The 16,013-nt window shown below is 73.7% G+C and carries 17 protein-coding genes; 8 read left to right on the top strand and 9 right to left on the bottom strand.

Annotated features, from left to right (window positions below; genetic code table 11):
- Positions 1-63 precede the first annotated feature (63 nt).
- Both ACIBAD_RS11590 and ligD read right to left on the bottom strand, forming a co-directional pair.
- Complete coding sequence (locus ACIBAD_RS11590) at positions 64-972, bottom strand: ATP-dependent DNA ligase (RefSeq protein WP_398906411.1); 909 nt, start codon at positions 970-972, stop codon at positions 64-66.
- Positions 972-1,877, bottom strand: a complete 906-nt coding sequence (gene ligD, locus ACIBAD_RS11585; RefSeq protein ID WP_134071249.1) for a non-homologous end-joining DNA ligase — start codon at positions 1,875-1,877, stop codon at positions 972-974. Before ligD ends, ACIBAD_RS11590 begins: the two co-directional genes overlap by 1 nt.
- 31 nt (positions 1,878-1,908) lie before the next feature.
- On the opposite strand from ligD, the gene ACIBAD_RS11580 reads away from it, so the two are divergent.
- The gene (locus ACIBAD_RS11580; RefSeq protein ID WP_398906063.1) at positions 1,909-2,997 is read left to right on the top strand and encodes a Ku protein; all 1,089 of its coding nucleotides are present in this window, start codon (positions 1,909-1,911) and stop codon (positions 2,995-2,997) included.
- 64 nt (positions 2,998-3,061) lie between these two features.
- Here the strand turns inward: ACIBAD_RS11580 and ACIBAD_RS11575 are convergent, their stop codons facing one another.
- A complete protein-coding gene (locus ACIBAD_RS11575; RefSeq protein ID WP_398906061.1) occupies positions 3,062-3,583 on the bottom strand; it encodes a PaaI family thioesterase in 522 nt (173 codons plus the stop codon).
- A gap of 98 nt (positions 3,584-3,681) precedes the next feature.
- Between ACIBAD_RS11575 and ACIBAD_RS11570 the strand changes: the two genes are divergently transcribed.
- Positions 3,682-4,641: a GlxA family transcriptional regulator gene (locus ACIBAD_RS11570; RefSeq protein ID WP_398906060.1), complete on the top strand. Its 960-nt coding sequence runs from the start codon at positions 3,682-3,684 to the stop codon at positions 4,639-4,641.
- Here ACIBAD_RS11570 and ACIBAD_RS11565 read toward each other — a convergent pair.
- Positions 4,638-5,495, bottom strand: a complete 858-nt coding sequence (locus tag ACIBAD_RS11565; protein ID WP_134071257.1) for a nuclease-related domain-containing protein — start codon at positions 5,493-5,495, stop codon at positions 4,638-4,640. The two genes, ACIBAD_RS11570 and ACIBAD_RS11565, sit on opposite strands and share 4 nt — an antisense overlap.
- A 182-nt stretch (positions 5,496-5,677) precedes the next feature.
- Between ACIBAD_RS11565 and ACIBAD_RS11560 the strand changes: the two genes are divergently transcribed.
- The 3 genes from ACIBAD_RS11560 to ACIBAD_RS11550 all read left to right on the top strand — a co-directional run bounded on the left by ACIBAD_RS11560 (position 5,678) and on the right by ACIBAD_RS11550 (position 8,444).
- A complete protein-coding gene (locus tag ACIBAD_RS11560) occupies positions 5,678-6,280 on the top strand; it encodes a hypothetical protein (protein WP_134071259.1) in 603 nt (200 codons plus the stop codon).
- Positions 6,281-6,345: 65 nt separating this feature from the next.
- Complete coding sequence (locus ACIBAD_RS11555; RefSeq protein WP_398906057.1) at positions 6,346-7,179, top strand: hypothetical protein; 834 nt, start codon at positions 6,346-6,348, stop codon at positions 7,177-7,179.
- A 5-nt stretch (positions 7,180-7,184) separates the two neighbouring features.
- Complete coding sequence (locus ACIBAD_RS11550) at positions 7,185-8,444, top strand: HAMP domain-containing sensor histidine kinase (protein WP_134074405.1); 1,260 nt, start codon at positions 7,185-7,187, stop codon at positions 8,442-8,444.
- A 12-nt stretch (positions 8,445-8,456) separates the two neighbouring features.
- Here the strand turns inward: ACIBAD_RS11550 and ACIBAD_RS11545 are convergent, their stop codons facing one another.
- The 3 genes from ACIBAD_RS11545 to ACIBAD_RS11535 are packed head-to-tail and all read right to left on the bottom strand — an operon-like array spanning position 8,457 to position 10,439.
- Entirely contained in the window at positions 8,457-8,753 is a 297-nt protein-coding gene (locus ACIBAD_RS11545) for a hypothetical protein (protein WP_134071261.1), read from the bottom strand.
- A 10-nt stretch (positions 8,754-8,763) separates the two neighbouring features.
- Complete coding sequence (locus ACIBAD_RS11540) at positions 8,764-9,480, bottom strand: TetR/AcrR family transcriptional regulator (protein ID WP_134071263.1); 717 nt, start codon at positions 9,478-9,480, stop codon at positions 8,764-8,766.
- 29 nt (positions 9,481-9,509) lie between these two features.
- Entirely contained in the window at positions 9,510-10,439 is a 930-nt protein-coding gene (locus tag ACIBAD_RS11535) for a diiron oxygenase (RefSeq protein ID WP_134071265.1), read from the bottom strand.
- A 169-nt stretch (positions 10,440-10,608) separates the two neighbouring features.
- Between ACIBAD_RS11535 and ACIBAD_RS11530 the strand changes: the two genes are divergently transcribed.
- Complete coding sequence (locus ACIBAD_RS11530) at positions 10,609-11,748, top strand: ferritin-like domain-containing protein (protein WP_398906054.1); 1,140 nt, start codon at positions 10,609-10,611, stop codon at positions 11,746-11,748.
- A gap of 182 nt (positions 11,749-11,930) precedes the next feature.
- On the opposite strand, the gene ACIBAD_RS11525 is transcribed toward ACIBAD_RS11530, so the two are convergent.
- Both ACIBAD_RS11525 and ACIBAD_RS11520 read right to left on the bottom strand, forming a co-directional pair.
- Entirely contained in the window at positions 11,931-13,391 is a 1,461-nt protein-coding gene (locus ACIBAD_RS11525) for a penicillin-binding transpeptidase domain-containing protein (RefSeq protein WP_398906052.1), read from the bottom strand.
- Positions 13,388-14,758: an FtsW/RodA/SpoVE family cell cycle protein gene (locus tag ACIBAD_RS11520; protein WP_398906050.1), complete on the bottom strand. Its 1,371-nt coding sequence runs from the start codon at positions 14,756-14,758 to the stop codon at positions 13,388-13,390. The genes ACIBAD_RS11525 and ACIBAD_RS11520 overlap by 4 nt, the downstream gene beginning before the upstream one ends.
- A gap of 95 nt (positions 14,759-14,853) precedes the next feature.
- Here ACIBAD_RS11520 and ACIBAD_RS11515 point away from each other — a divergent pair, with 95 nt between their 5' ends.
- Both ACIBAD_RS11515 and ACIBAD_RS11510 read left to right on the top strand, forming a co-directional pair.
- Positions 14,854-15,243, top strand: coding sequence for a DUF6325 family protein (locus ACIBAD_RS11515; RefSeq protein WP_134071271.1), 390 nt, complete (start codon positions 14,854-14,856; stop codon positions 15,241-15,243).
- The gene (locus tag ACIBAD_RS11510; protein WP_398906049.1) at positions 15,243-15,653 is read left to right on the top strand and encodes a hypothetical protein; all 411 of its coding nucleotides are present in this window, start codon (positions 15,243-15,245) and stop codon (positions 15,651-15,653) included. Before ACIBAD_RS11515 ends, ACIBAD_RS11510 begins: the two co-directional genes overlap by 1 nt.
- Positions 15,654-16,013 lie beyond the last annotated feature (360 nt).

Raw genomic sequence — 16,013 nt, 5'->3', positions numbered from 1 at the left:
ACCTGCGCCGCCCCACGGCGCGGGTCAGGGCGCCGTCCGCAGGCGCCGCCCCCACGGCCCGGGTCAGGGCTCCGTGCGCAGCCTGAGCACCTCCGGCGGCGGGTGCCGGGCCGTCGAGGGGTGGCGGACCTCGGCCGTCAGCGGCGGGTCGAGCGGGCGGTAGGGCACCTCGCCGAGCCCGATCGCGGTCACCGTGCCCCCACCGGCCCGGGGCCCGGCCGGGGTGCGGGCGGGGGCGTCGCGCTCCGCGACCGCCGCCACCACGTCCGCGCGCAGCGCCGCCGTCAGCGGGCTCGACACCAGCGGGGTCTCGTCCCCGTTCGGCAGCACCAGGACCAGCGCGAGCGGGCGGCGCGGGGTGCCGGTGTACCCGACGACCGCCGCGTCCCGCACATCCGTGTGCCGCAGCTTCTGCCAGCCGCGCCTGCCCGCCGGGTACGTCTGGTCCATCCGCTTGACGACCAGTCCCTCGATGCCGCTGGCGGGCAGGGTCTCGTACCAGGTGGCGGCCAGTTCCGGGTCGGTCGTCATCGGGACCGGCTGCAGCGGCGGCCCCAGCGGGAGCAGCAGGTCGACCAGGAGCGCCCGGCGCCGCTCGTAGGTGTGCCCGCGCAGGTCCAGCCCGGCCAGTTCCAGCACGTCGAACGCCGCGTACGAGGCCGGCAGGCTCTGGGCGAGTACCGCGGCCCGCGCGACCGTGGCCGCCGCCCGGCGCTGGACGAGGGCGAAGTCCGTACGGCCGGCGTGCCAGACGACCACCTCGCCGTCGAGGACGGTCCCGGCGGGCAACTGCCGGGCCGCGGCCACCAGATCGGGGAACGCCGCGGTCACGATGCGGCCCGAGCGCGCCTGCAGCGCCACGTCCTCGGCGGTGCGCACGACGACGAGGCGGTGGCCGTCGAACTTGGGCTCGTACGCCAGGCCCGCCCCGCGCGGCAGGGTGCGTACGGTGGCGGCGAGCGCGACGCGGATCACGGCCGGCCCCCGGGGGGTGCGGGCAGCCGGTGGACGCGGTCGGGGTCGGTCAGCGGGCCGAACAGGTCCCCGTGGCGCTCCAGCCGGGGCGGGATGTCGTCGGCGAGGAAGACCAGGTCGGCGGGGGCGCGGCAGGCCGCGACCTCCTCCCAGGAGACGGGGGCGGAGACCGTCGGGCGGGCCCGGGCGCGCAGCGTGTAGGCGGCCGCGGTGGTCTTGGCGGCGGCGTTCTGGCTGTGGTCGACGAAAACCTTGCCGGGCCGCAGGGCCTTGGCCATCCGGTGCAGTGCGAGGGCGGGGAGCGCGCGCTCGGCCTCCTGGGCGAGGCCCTTCGCGTACGCCGACACGCGGTCGGACGGGGTCGGCTCCAGGGCCACGGCCAGGTGCATGCCCTTGGAGCCGGAGGTCTTGGCGTACGCCTCCAGCCCGTCGGCGGCGAGGCGCTCGCGCAGCCACAGCGCGACGGCGCAGCACTCGACGGCGGTGGCGGGGGCGCCGGGGTCGAGGTCGATGATCAGCCGGTCGGCGACGGCCGGGCTGCCGGCGGGCCACTGGGGGGTGTGGAACTCGACGACGAGGTTGGCGGCCCACATGAGGGAGGGCAGGTCCGCGATGACCACCTGCCGGGCGGTGACGTCCTCGGAGCGGGGCACCGGGGTGGTTTTCACCCAGTCGGGGGTACCGGGCGGCGGGTTCTTCGTGAAGAAGAGCTGGCCGTCCGGGCCGTCGGGATAGCGCAGGAACGACACCGGCCGGTTGTGGATGTGGGCCAGCAGCGGAGCGGCGACGGTGGCGTAGTAGTGCAGCACCTCGCCCTTGGTGTAGCCGGTCTCGGGGTACAGGACCTTGTGCAGGTTGGAGAGCGGGATGCGACGCCCCTCCACCATGGTGATCGGCGTCATACGATGAGATTGCCATGAATCGGGAGGAACCGTGCGATCCATCTGGAACGGCGCAATCTCTTTCGGCTTGGTCAGCATTCCGATCAAGCTCGTGAACGCCACCGAGAGCCACTCGATCTCCTTTCGCCAGATCCACCTGAGCGACGGCGGGCGGATCCGCTACCGCAAGGTGTGCGAGCTGGACGGCGAGGAGGTGGCGACCGCCGAGATCGGCAAGGGGTACGAGGAGGCGGACGGGTCGATCATCCCGATCACGGACGAGGACTTGGCGCAGCTGCCGATCGCCACGGCGAAGACGATCGAGATCGTCTCGTTCGTGCCGGCGGACGAGATCGACCCGCTGCAGATGGACGCGGCGTACTACCTCGCGGCGAACGGCCCGACGGCGGCGAAGCCGTACACGCTGCTGCGGGAGGCGCTGAAGCGGAGCCGGAAGGTCGCGATCGCCAAGTACGCCCTGCGGGGGCGGGAGCGGCTCGGCATGCTGCGGGTGGTCGACGACGTGATCGCGATGCACGGCCTGCTGTGGCCCGACGAGATCCGGGTGCCGGAGGGGGTGGCTCCGGAGGGGAAGGTGTCGGTGCGGGAGGCCGAGCTGGACCTGGCGGACGCACTGATGGCGACGTTGGGCGAGGTGGAGATGGACTCGCTGACGGACGAGTACCGGGAGGCCGTGGAGGCGATGATCTCGGCGAAGTCGGAGGGTGCGTTCGAACCCCCTTCGGAGGCCGAGGTGGAGCCGGCCGGCGGGAAGGTCATCGACCTGATGGCGGCGCTGGAGAAGAGCGTGAGCGCCGCGAAGGCCTCGCGGGGGGAGGCGGGCCCCGAGGGGGAGGTCACCCCGATGCGCCGGAAGTCGGCGCCGGCCGCGCCGAAGGCGGTGGGCGGGAAGAAGTCCACGGCCGCGACGAAGAAGACGGCGGCCTCCGGTGCGAGGAAGACCGCATCGGCCAAGTCGACCTCGACCAAGTCCACTGCGGCCAAGACGACGGCCACGAAGTCCACGGTCAAGTCCACCGCCACGAAATCCACCGCCAAGTCCGCCTCGAAGACGGCTTCGGCGAAGAAGACGGCCGCTGCGGCGAAGAAGGCGGCCCCCCGCAAGCGGGCTTCGGCCTGAGGCGCGCCTGGGGGGTGCCCCTTCGACGGGCGGATCAGTCGACCGGATCCGTCGGCAACACCCTTCAGGGCCTGAGGACCACGCACGTGGTCGTGCCGTGCGCGTACAGCTTGCCGTCCTCGGCGCCGACCACCCGCGCCTCGGCCGTCGCGGTGGTCCGCCCCACATGCAGGGCCGTCCCCTCGCACCGCAGCGTCGGCGTTTGCGCCAGCACCGGGCGGATCATGTGCGCGCCCAACTGCACGGTCGTGTACGTGGTGGCCGCCGGAAGGCGGCTCATCACGGCCGAGCCGAGCGCCGAGTCGAGGAGCGTGGCGAGGAACCCGCCGTGCACCGTCCCCATCGGGTTGAGCAGGTGGTCGCCCGGGTCCCCCTCGAAGACGACGAAGCCCTCCTCGGCCTCCACCAGCCGGAACCCCAGGGTGCTCATGATCGATGCCTCGGGCAGGGCGCCCTTGATGCAGGCCTGGAGGATTTCGAGCCCGCTCATGCCCAGGATCTCCGGGGTGGGTTCGGGGCGCGAATGCCAGGTGTGGGTACGGGATCGGTCTGCGGCAGCGGCGGCGTACGGGGTGGTCGTGGTCATGGCCGCGAGCCTAGGCGGGCCCCGCCCGCCGCGGGAGTGGCGGATCCGGCACTTTCCACACCGATTCCGACAGGCGTCGCACCCGCTAGGGTGAGCCGGTGAAAACCGCCGTCCTGGTCCTCGACGGAGCGTTCGACTCCGGCGTCTCGGCCGTCCTCGACGTCCTGCACACGGCCAACGCCCTGCGCGGCCGGCTGCCCGGAGCCCCGCCGCCCGCCTTCGACATCCGTACCGTCGGCGTCCGCCGCACGGTCCGCACGGGCCTCGGACACCGGATCGACACCGAGGCCGCCCGCACCGCCGAGGACGCCGACCTCCTCGTCGTGCCCGCCCTCATGGAGCGCCGCCCGGAGGTCCTGGTGGAGACCGTGTCCGGCGCCGCGCACGGCACCGCGCGCCGGCTGCTCGCCGAGGCCCGTGAGCGGCGCACCCCCCTCGCCACCGCCTGCACCGGAACGTTCCTGCTGGCCGAGTCGGGCGTGCTGGACGGGCACCGGGCCACCACCAGCTGGTGGCTCGCCCCGGTCTTCCGGGAGCGCTATACCGAGGTCACCGTGGACGAGACCCGGATGGTCACCACCTCGGACGGAATGACCACCGCCGGGGCGGCGTTCGGCCACCTCGACCTCGCGCTGGGGATCGTGGGGATGCGCAGCCCGGCCCTCGCCGACCTCGTGCGGCACTACCTCGTGGTCGACGACCGGGCCTCGCAGGCCGCGTACGCCATCCCCAGCGCCCTGGCCCGGCACGATCCGCTGGTGGCCGCCTTCGAGCAGTGGGTGCGCGCCCGCATCGCGGAGCCGCTGTCCATCGCCGAGGCGGCCCGCGACCTCGGCGTCAGCGAGCGGACCCTCCAGCGCACGGTCGCCCGTACGCTCGGCCGCGCGCCGATCCGGCTGGTGCAGGACCTGCGGGTGGAGCAGGCGGAGCACCTCCTGCGCACCACCGGCCTGCCGCTGGCGGTCGTCGCCCGCCGGGTCGGGTACGAGGGCCCCGGCGCCCTGCGGGCGCTCCTGCGCCGCCGCGTGGGCAAGGGCCCGCGCGCGCTGCGTTCCTAGGGGGTGCCGCGGGGCTTGCGGATCGGGAAGGTGCGCGGTGGGGGGCGGTGCGGTAGGGGCGGGAGCCAGGTGCGGGCGTCGCGGGCCTGGGTGAACAGGGCTTCCGTGTCCGGGGGTTTGAGGGTGGCCGGCGCCGACGCGAGGTGTGCCCGGGCCGTGGCCGGCTCCAGGACGCGGATGTCGCGGACCGTCGGGGCCAGCTCGACGCGGGAGGCGTCGACCAGGGCCAGGGCCGGCAGGACCGGCGCCGCGAGCGCCCGGGTGGCCGCGGCGGCCGCTTGGCGGATCCATCGCGGGTCCGGGCGCGGCTCGGCCCGGCCCACCGTCAGCAGCAGGTCGCCGACGGCCGCACGCTGGCGGCGGCCCGGGAGCGTACGGACGCAGAGGATTCCCGCGGGGCCTATGAGCAGGTGGTCGATGGCGCCGAGGCCCGGGAGCGGGACGCCGTGCAGGACCCGCCAGCCGTCCGGTTCGAGGGCGTCGAGGAGCTCGCCCATGCGCTGCTGGGCGGCCAGGTCCTGGCGGATCCGGTGCCGGGTCCGGCTGCCCGCCGAGCCGTGTTCCAGCTCGCCCAGCAGGAGTTCGCCGGGGCGGTTCGGAGCCAGGTCCTCGTCCGGCGCAAGGGCGAGTCTGCGCAGGTCCGCCGGTGTGGGCACCGGCGGCGGGCCGACCGTGAACGGGCCGGCTATGTACGGGCGCAACGCCGCCACGACCGCATCGCGGTGCTGGTCGGCGAGCACGCTGATCCGGTTGGTCTGCCGGTCGTACCAGGCCACCGCCCGGCCGTCGGGCAGGTTGACGTAGAGCCGGCCGCGGCCGGGGCGGCCGCTCGGCAGCACCTTGAGTCCCCGCATGGACCTCACCCCCCGCCGTACATGGGAGCAGCCCGGCCGCCCCGCGGCAATCCCCCGGTGGAGTTCTCGACCGTGTAACAGCTTCTACGGGACTCCGCCGGGTGCCTGTTACAAGCTCATCGCGGTACTGACACAGCGGGCTCCTAGGTTTGTCGCACCTGGACCGGACCGAAGGATTTCCCGTGAGCACCGTCGACCGCCGCACTCTCGTACGAGCCGCCGCAGTGACCGCCTGCGCCGGAACCCTCCTCGCGCTGCCCGCCGCGGCCGCACTCGCCGAGGGGGTGCCCGCCGCGTCGGCGGCGCAGTCCGCGGGTGCTGCCCGGACCCTGGTCAAGAGCCTCGCCCTCGCGGACGGCGTGTCCAGGGCGAACGTCTACCGGATCGCCCAGGGCGGCTTCCAGGCCGACATCCTGGCCGCCGACGGCGCCAAGTCGGCCACCCTGACCAGCCGTGACGGCGTCGCCGGCATCGGCCGCTCGGGCCCGCTCCACGCGGCCCTGCAGCCCGACGGCCGGCTCTCCTCCTGGGTCGGCGAGGCGGGCGCCGCGGACGGCCGCACCGCCACGCCCCTCGCCGACGGGTACAAGACCGGGACCCGCGACGGCCGGGTCGTCCAGGCCTCCGCCGGGCACGCCCGCACGGTCGCCGGCGGGACCCTGGACACGCTGGCCGAGGGTCCGGGCGACGGAGTGCTGCTGCTCGCCGCGGGGGGCGGGATCGCAGCCGTGGGCGCGGCCGGGCTCGGCTTCGCCATGCTGCGCCGCGGCCGTACCGAGGGCTGATCCGCGAGGGCCCCTCGGGAGCATCGAGAAACGGTCATATCTCCACATAAGGTTAAGATGCGCTGATGAGGCGTCGTGTCCGTGGAGAGGAGACCCAGTCGGCCGTGCATGCGCTGTCCGTCCCGGCCGCCGCCCCCCGCGCCCGCGCCCCCCGCGCCCGCTCCTCCCGAGGCCGCGCCCGCGCCGCCCTGTTCGCCCTGCCGCTGCTCCCGCTGCTGTCCCTGCTCTCCGGATGCGGTGACACCGGCGGCCCGGTGGGCGCCGGTCCGACCCCGACCGCGAGCGGGCCCGTACACCTGTGGCCGGAGCGCAAAGGGGCCTCCGTACCGCCGGCCGATCCCGGCGGCGCACCGCCGGAGTACGTGCAGGGGCTGGCGCCCGTGAGGGACCAGAACGTGCACGGGGTCGATCCGGTGGCCCTCGTCCAGGCGGAGCTGGCCGCCCATCCGAACACCGGGGTCGGCCCGGACGGGATGCCCCCGGAGACCGTCGCGGCGATCAAGGCGTGCGGGCCGGCGGGGCAGCCGCGCGGGAAGTGCCCGGTGCTGGCCCCGTACTACCGGGACCTGACGGGCAACGGCCGCGACGAGCTCGTCGTCGGCATCGAGCTGCCCGACCGGATGATGTCCGTACGGGCGTACACGGCGGACCCCGACGGACGCCTGAACCGGATCATGGCGACCACGCAGACCGTCGTCACCGTGGAGCTGGCCGGGCAGGACGTGATCCTGCGGGTGCCGAGCGGCCATCCGGGCTACGAGCTGATCACGGCGTGGTCCTGGGACGAGAAGCAGCGGACGATGCTGCCGGCGCGGGAGCAGATCGTACGGCTGCCCGGGACGGCGCAGAGCCCTTCCCCGTCCCCGCCGCTGAAGCCGACCGCCGAGGGGACCCCGTGAAGGGGGTGCGGAGGCGGCTGCCCGCGTGGACGGCCACGCTGACCTGGAAGTCCGGGCTGTTCATCGTCGTGATGTGCTGTTCGCTCGCCGCCGTGCTCGGCGCTCTGGTGCACGTGGAGGTGACCCGGCAGACCGTCGCGGCGGCGCGGGACAAGGCGTTGGAGAAGCTGCACGACGTGTCCCGCGAGTACGAGGCCGGCGAGGCCCTCCCGCCCGACGCGGGGATCGACCCGGCGGGGCTGCCCCCGGCGCTGCGCGCCCTGGCGGTGTCCGGGCAGCGCGCGACGATGGTGGCCGAGTACGAGGGCCGTCCGACGATGTGGGCGGCGGCCCCGGCGGACGGCAAGGCCCTGGCCACGGCCGTGGACTATTCGCAGAGCGCGCGGACGATCAGCGGCCTGGACAACGCGATCATCGGGTCGTCCGTGCTGGCGATCGGCGGAACGCTGCTGGTGGGCGCCTTCGCGGTGACCCGGGTGACGCGGCGGCTGCACCAGACGGCGACCGTGGCCCGGCGGATCACGCAGGGCGATCTCGACGCGCGCGTGGACGATCCGCGGACGAAGGACCCCTCCCGGCACCAGGACGAAGTGGCCATCGTGGCGGGGGCGCTCGACACGATGGCCGGAACCCTGCAGGCGAAGCTGCTGAGCGAGCAGCGGTTCACGGCGGACGTCGCGCACGAGCTGCGCACGCCGCTGACGGGTTTGCAGGCGGCGTCGGAGCTGCTGCCGGAGGGGCGGGCGACGCAGCTGGTGCAGGAGCGGGTACGGACGATGCGCGGGCTGACCGAGGACCTGCTGGAGATCTCGCGGCTGGACTCGGGGCGCGAGGTGGTGGAGACGGACCTGCACCAGCTGGGGCGCCTGGCGCGGCGGGTGGTCCGGGCGTCCGGGACGGAGACGGAGCTGGTGGTCCTGCGGGACGCGCACGTGGAGACGGACCGGCGCCGGCTGGAGCGGGTGCTCGGGAACCTGGTGGCCAACGCGCACAAGCACGGGCGGGCGCCGGTGCTCCTGACCGTGGACGGTCCGGTGGTGAGCGTGCGCGACCACGGGGACGGGTTCCCGGAGTACCTCAGGGCGCACGGCCCGCAGCGGTTCCGGACCGGCGGCGCGGGAACGGGCAAGGGGCACGGGCTGGGGCTGACCATCGCGGTGGGGCAGGCGGAGGTCATCGGCGCGCGCCTGGAGTTCCGGGAGGCGGAGGGCGGCGGGGCGCTGGCCGTCCTGACGCTCCCGGCGGCCCCGGCGGACTCCCTGTAGGGGGCGCCCCCGTCAGGGGGTGTCCTCCTGCGGCGGGGTCGGCTTCGTGGCCGGCTTCGTCCAGGGCCAGCGGAGCCTGGGCTTCTGCCCGGACGGGGAGTACGTGTACTTCCAGCCCTTCTGGAGGTGCAGCCGCTTGGAATAGCCCGCCGGGACCCGCTCGTACAGCAGGACCGTCGCGGGGCCGCCGTCGGCCGACGGGACCGGGATCTCGTACCACTTCGGCGGGTGGCCGGTCGGGCCGACGAGGATCGGCAGGACCCGGCCGTCCATCGGGCCGCCCTCGAAGGGCGTGGGTTCGCTTCTCACCCCACCAGTGTCACAGCAGGTGGGCGGCCTCGGAGACCACCGGGATCACGCGCCGGGCCAGGACCCCGACCGGGCCGTCCGCCGATTCCAGGGCCAGCGCGCTGCGCGCCGCGGCCGCGGTCTCCGGGTCGGTGGCGGCCGTCGCCGTCAGGAGGGCTATGAACTGGTCGACCAGCCAGTCGCGCAGGGCCGAGACCTCCGGCTGCTTGCCTTCGTCGATCCAGATCAGGGAGGCCGCCTCGACCGCCGTGATCCAGGTGCGGACCATCATCCGCAGTCGCGGGCCGGGGGCCGGCACGGCCAGGTGGTAGAGGATCTGCTGGGCCGCGGCCCGGCGGATGCCGTCCACCGTGGCCGTCGTACGGGAGGTCTCGACGACGCTGCCGCCTTGGAGGAGGGCCGAGAATCCGGCGTCGTGCTCGTCCACGAAGGCCAGGTAGCGGTCCAGGGCGCGGGAGAGGCGCTGGGTGAGCGGACCGGCCTGCGGTTCGGCGAAGCACTGCTCCAGGAGGTCGCCCGCCGAGCGCAGGGCCGCCTCGTACAGCTGCTGCTTGCCGCCCGGGAAGTAGCGGTAGACCAGGGGCCGCGAGACGCCGGCCGCCTCGGCGACGTCGTCGAGCGAGACCTCCTCCGGGGCCCGGTGCGCGAACAGCGACAAGGCGGCGTCGAGGAGCTGGGCCCGCCGCTCCTCGACGCTCAGCCTGCGGTACGCGCGTACGGTCGTCATGCCCGCAGGGTAGCCCCGAAACAGGCGGTTCAGGCGAGGAGTCCCGAGCTCTTCCAGAGCCTGCGGCCGACTCCGCGCAGGACACCGATGTCGTCGAGGAAGTCGGTGAGGCGCTTGGCGCCCGTCTGCATGACCTCGCGCCGGTGGCCGCTCGCCTTGGCCTGGGCGAGGGCCTCCCGCCGGTCGAGGCCGACGTTCTCGTAGACCTGCGGGTTGACGAAGGCCAGGGAGAAGACGCGGGCGGCCTCGCCGCAGCTGACGCGGGTCAGCTCCTGTTCCCAGCGCGGGGCGGTCAGCATCTGCCGGCGCAGCTCCTCGCGGGCGTAGCGGACGTGCCGGGCCTCCTCGATGACGTGGATGCGGGTGACGCCGCGGACGAGGGGCTGGATCCGCTCGTCGGGGAAGGTGAGGCGCTGCATCCAGTCGAGGATCTCCTCGCCGAGGAGGGTGCAGGCGAAGGAGCCGGGGGTGGTGGAGATCGTCTTGAGGACGCGGGCGAGGTTGTGGTGGGTGCGGGAGACGGGGTAGGCGGGGGCGCCGGCCTTTTCGATCATGCGGGCGAACATCATGGAGTGGCGGCACTCGTCGGCTATCTCGGTGAGCGCGTACCGGACGTGATTGCTGGTCAGAGACTTGTCGTAGATGTGCCGGACCATCAGCTGCATCAGGATGACCTCGAACCAGATGCCGAGGGAGCCGAGGGCGGCGGCCTCGTGGCGCGAGAGGTCGATGCGCTGCTCCTCGCCCATCTTCTTCCAGAGCGGGGTGTCGTAGAGGGAGAGCAGTTCGGGCGGCCAGTAGTACGTGCCGTCGACGGGCGGGGCGTCCCAGTCGAGTTCCTTGTCGGGGTCGAAGGAGTGCTTGGCCGAGGATTCGAGGAGTCGCGCGGCGATCTCTTCACGGTCCTTGAGGAGGCCGAGCGCGTCACGCAGCGCGCCTCGATCGGTCACGGTCGTCATGGCTTCGGATACCTCGCTCATCGGGTTACCGGCGGTCAACAGTTATGAGACTGCTTGTCAGCAAGACCGTCAATCCCCTGCGCGCGACTTGTTGACCCCGCGTCTACCAACGTGTGACGCTGCCAACCATCCAGTCCTGTACGGAAGTACCCGAGCCGAGGGGGCGTCAGTGTCGACGCACGAGCTCTACACCAAGGACCCGGGCGCGGAGGCCTGGCAGGTTCCGGCCTCCGGCGCGGCCCGCTTCAGCTGGGAGTACGCCGACGGCCGCGAACGGCTCCTCGCGCTGTACCAGAAGGGCAAGGACAAGCAGTGGGACGGCGCCAAGCGCATCGACTGGGACCTGGAGGTGGACCCGTACAACCCGCTCGGCACCCCGGACGAGGCGCTGACCCTCTACGGCACCCGGCACTGGGCCGGACTCACCGAGAGGGACAAGGGGGAGCTGCGCCGGCACTACGCCGCCTGGAACTTCAGCCAGTTCCTGCACGGTGAGCAGGGCGCGATGGTGTGCGCGGCGCGGATCGTGGAGTCGGTGCCGGACCTGGACGCGAAGTTCTACTCCGCGACCCAGACGATGGACGAGGCCCGGCACGCCGAGATCTTCGGCCGCTTCCTGCACGAGAAGGTCGGGATGCTCTACCCGATCAACGACAGCCTCCAGGGGCTGCTCGGCGACACCCTGCGCGACTCCCGCTGGGACATGCCGTACCTGGGCATGCAGGTGCTGATCGAGGGCCTGGCGCTGGCGGCGTTCGGGATGATCCGCGATACGACCGACAAGCCGCTGCCGAAGCAGATCCTGGCGTACGTGATGCAGGACGAGGCACGGCACGTGGCGTTCGGGCGGATGGCGCTGCGGGACTACTACAAGCAGTTGACGGACGCCGAGCTGCGCGAGCGCGAGGAGTTCGTGATCGAGGGCTGCTACCTGATGCGGGACCGGCTGCGCGGGGTGGAGGTGCTGGAGAACTTCGGCATCTCCCGCAAGGAGGCCGCGGAGTTCACCGAGCAGTCGGAGTTCCTGCACCTGTTCCGGAAGCTGCTGTTCAGCCGGATCGTGCCGTGCGTCAAGGACATCGGGCTGTGGGGCGGGCGGCTGCAGAAGGCGTACCTGGACATGGGCGTCTTCGAGATGGGCGACTCCAATCTGGACCTGCTGATGAGCCAGGACGAGGAGATCGCCGAGGCACTGGACCGCGAGCGCTTCGCGGCGGAGGAGGCGGACCGGGTGGCCGAGGTGGAGGCGGCGATCGCGGAGGGGGCGATCGCGGAGGGGGCGATCGCGGAGGGGGCGGACCCCGCGTAGGGGCGGACCCCGCACGGGAGCCGGGCGGCCTCAACCGGTCGGCCCCCGTCGGTCGGCGACACCGGGCGGCGTCAATCGGTCGGCCCCCATCGGGCGGCGTCAATCGGTCGGCCCCCATCGGGCGGCGTCAACCGGTCGGCCCCCATCGGGCGGCGTCAATCGGTCGGCGTCAACGGGCGGCGTCAACGGGCGGCGAGCGCCGCCTCCATCACCGCCCTGGCGATCGGGGCGGCCGCGCCGTTGCCGCTGATGTCCCCGCGGTGCGCCTCGGCGTCCTCGACCACCACCGCCACCGCGACCCCCGGCTGCGGCGCGTCCTCGGCCTTCGCCCAGCCGATGAACCACGCGTACGGGGTCCCCGCGTTCCCGACGCCGTGCTGCGCCGTACCGGTCTTGCCGCCGACCACCGCGCCCGGGATCCCGGCGTTGCGCCCGGTGCCGTTCTCCACCACCTGCACCATCATCTCCTGCAGCCGCAGCGCCGTCGCCGGGGTCATCGCCCGGCCCAGACCGTGCTGCTGCCCGCGCCGGACCTGGCCCCCGTCGTCCTGGGTGGTCCGGTCGACGAGGTACGGGGACTTGAGCTCGCCGCCGTTCGCGACCGCCGCCGCGACCATCGCCATCTGGAGCGGCGTCGCCGTCGTGTTGAACTGCCCGATCGAGGACAGCGCCAGCTGGTCCGGGCTCATGTCCGTGTCGAAGTTCGACCGCGACACCCAGGCCGGCACCCGCAGCCCCTCCTCGTTGAACCCGAACCGGCGCGCCGCGTCCGCCATCGCGCGCAGTCCGACCCGTACCCCGATCTTCGCCATCACCGTGTTGCAGGACCACTGCACCGCCTCGGCCATCGAGGCGTCCTGGCAGCCGGTGGCCGCGTTCGGCAGGAGGGTGCTGGTGCCGGGCAGCGGGTAGGGGTCGGGGGTCTGCGTGGGCGCGTCCACATCGGTGACCACGCCCGCGTCCAGGGCCGCGGCCGCCGTCACGATCTTGAAGGTGGAGCCGGGCGGGTACGTCTCGCGCAGCGCCCGGTTCAGCATGGGCCGGGCGGGGTCCGCGTTCAGCCGGGCCCAGGCCGCCTTCACGGGCCCGCCGGTGCCCGAGAGCGCCGCCGGATCGTACGAGGGGCTGCTGACCAGCGCGAGGATCCTGCCGGTGGAGGGCTCCAGGGCGACGGCCGCGCCGCGCCGGCCCGCCAGTCCGGTGTACGCGGCGAGCTGCGGGCCGGACCGTACGGTGGTCTCCGCGTTGCCGCCGGACGGGCGGCCGCGGGCCAGGTCGTACCAGAGCGGGAAGGCCGAGAGCCCCGGATCGGTGCCCGAGAGGATCGCGTCCTCGGCGCGCTCCAGGAGACTGGTCCCGTACGTCTGCGAGGAGAAACCGGTGACCGGCGCGTACAGCGGACCGTTCGCGTACGTCCGCTCGTAGCGCAGCAGTTGCCCGCTGTCCCGCGATCCGGTGACGGGCCGCCCGTCGACCAGGATGTCCCCGCGGGGCTCGGCGTACCGCTCGATGGCGGGGCGCTTGTTGGCCGGGTTCGCCCCGTACGCGGCGGCCTCCCAGACCTGCACCCGGGCCACGTTGACGAGCAGGGCGGCGAGCAGCAGCGCGCAGAAGTACGCGCACCAGCGGATGTACCGGATCACGCGCCGCCCCCTTCGGCCGGGCGGGGCCGGCCGGCGCTGTCGCCGAGCCGGACGAGCAGCGCGACGATGACCCAGTTGGTGACGACGGAGGAGCCGCCCTGGGCGAGGAAGGGCATGGCCATGCCGGTGAGCGGGATCAGCCCGGTGACCCCTCCGGCGATGACGAACACCTGGAGCGCCACGATCGAGGCGAGCCCGGTGGCGAGGAGGCGGCCGAAGGGGTCCCGCAGCGCGAGCCCGGCGCGAAACCCCCGGTGGACGAGGAGCGCGTAGAGCAACAGGATCGCGGTGAGGCCGACGAGGCCGAGCTCCTCGCCGGCGGTGGCGAGGATGAAGTCCGACTTGGCGGCGAAGCCGATGAGGAAGGACTGCCCGTGGCCGAGCCCGGAGCCGAGCAGCCCGCCGGCGGCGAAGGCGAAGAGGGACTGGGCGAGCTGGCCCGGCCCTTCTCCCCTCTCGATGGAGGCGAAAGGATTCAGCCAGTCCTCGACACGGCTGTGCACATGCGGCTCCAGCGTGCCGACGGCGTACGCGCCCAACGCGGCGAGCAGCAGCCCGATCGCGATCCACCCGATCCGGCCGGTGGCGGTGAAGAGCATGACGACGAAGAGCCCGAAGAAGAGCAGCGAGGTCCCGAGGTCGCGCTCCAGGACGAGCACGCCGACGCTGAGCAGCCAGATCGCGAGGATCGGGCCGAGGACCCGGCCGGGCAGGAGGCGCAGCTTCCAGAACAGCCGTCGGCCGGTGAGGGCGAGGGCGGTGCGGTTCGCGGCCAGGTAGGCGGCGAAGAAGACGGCGAGCAGGATCTTGGCGAACTCGCCGGGCTGGAAGGAGAGTCCGGCGAACCGGATCCAGATGTGCGCGCCGTTGACCGCCGGGAAGAACACGGGGACGAGCATCAGCACGAGGGAGGCGGCCACGGAGAGGTACGCGTACTTCTGGAGCACCCGGTGGTCGCGCAGCAGCACGACGACGAGGACGAACAGGACCACGCCCAGCGCCGACCAGCGCAGTTGGTCGGCGGCGGTGAGGTGGGCGGGAGTGGTGAGGTCGAGGCGCTGGATCAGGACCAGGCCGAGCCCGTTGAGCAGGACGGCGATGGGCAGGACGAGCGGATCGGCGTACGGGGCCCGGAAGCGGACGGCGAGGTGCGCGAGCAGGGCCGCGCCCCCCAGCCCGGCGGCGTAGCGGCCGGCGGACCCGGGGGCGCTGCCGGTGGTGGCCAGGCCGACGTAGAGGTGGCCGAGGACGCAGATGAGGACTGCTCCGGCGAGGAGCGTCAGCTCGACGCCTCTGCGCGTGGACGCGGAGCCGTCGGGGGGCGGGGGCGGCGCGGGCTCCGCCACCTCTGCCGTCAGAGCGGTCATATCGGAAACGTAGCAAGCGGACGGATGGTATGTCCGCTTATGTCATAGAGTGCCGAGGAGTAGTCAGAATCGGTCACGAGTGGGAGCGGCGAGACATGGGACCAGTGGAATTCATCGTCTTGGCCTTCCCGGAGGAGCAGCTGCGGGTACCGGCGGTCGAGGCCGTGATGGGGTTGCGCAAGGCGGGGGTCGTACGGCTGATCGACGGGCTCGTGGTCACGAAGACGGCGGCGGGTGAGGTGCTGGCGGCGGAGTTCGACGAGTTCATGGAGTTGCAGGGCCTGCTGCGGCACCGGGAGGCCGCGCAGCTGATCGGGGCCGAGGACGTCGAGGAGTCGGCGCAGCTGCTGGAACGGGGCAGCTGCGCGCTGCTGCTGCTCGTGGAGCACGTGTGGGCCGAGGACGCGGCGATCGCGGTACGGGCGGCGGGCGGCCGCATCGTGGGCTCGGTCCGGATCCCGCCGGAGCGGACGGAGGCGGCCTGATGTTCATCCGCCCGGTCGGTACGAGAGTGGAGCCGGCCCGCCGCCCCACGGGCCACCCCCTCCTCCAAGGGCTCCTCGCCCGAGCGGCGGGCCGGCCGCCGGTGGCACGTGACGCGGAGGGCCCCTCCGACTCCGACGCGGCGGGCGCCGAGCCCACCGGGTCCGCGGGCCTAGGAGCCGGCCCGCAGCCGACGGGACACGAGGCGGTCGGCCATGCGCCGGAGGAGGAGCGGACGGCAGGAGCCGAGGCGGCTGCTCCGGAGCGCCGGACGACCACCGGCGGCGGCGGGCCCCTGCCCCCGCCCGTCGGCCTGGCCACGGAACTCGCGCAACTGGCCAACCTGGCCCGGGAAGGCCTCCTCACCCCCCAGGAGTTCAAGGAAGCCAAGACCCGCCTCCTCCACTCCTGAGGGCCCGGCGCGGAGGCACCCGGCCACCCGGCCCTGCCGGTCGGCGGCACGGGTGCCGCCGCGTTTCCCGGGCTCCTCCCGGACCCGTGCCCGGACGCCGTCGGGCCGAATGCGCCGGGGCGCGGGACCGACCGGGTCGGGGGTGAGGTGGGGTGGGGCGGGGTGCCGGCCGGGGCGTAAGACGTGCTGTGCGGCGGGACCCCGAGCACCTCTCGGACCCGGACAGCCGCCATGGCCGTGCCCCGCCCCGGCCCCCGGCCTCGGCCCCGGCCCCGGCCCATCCGAAGCCGCGCTGCACGGAGGGGGCGGCCCGAGGCCGAGGCCGACCGCAGGGTCCGGCTGCCCGGTGCCGCGCCCAGG

This window comes from Streptomyces sp. NPDC051109, assembly GCF_044455885.1.
Taxonomy (GTDB): domain Bacteria; phylum Actinomycetota; class Actinomycetes; order Streptomycetales; family Streptomycetaceae; genus Streptomyces.
This window is presented reverse-complemented; position numbering and strand designations above follow the sequence as displayed.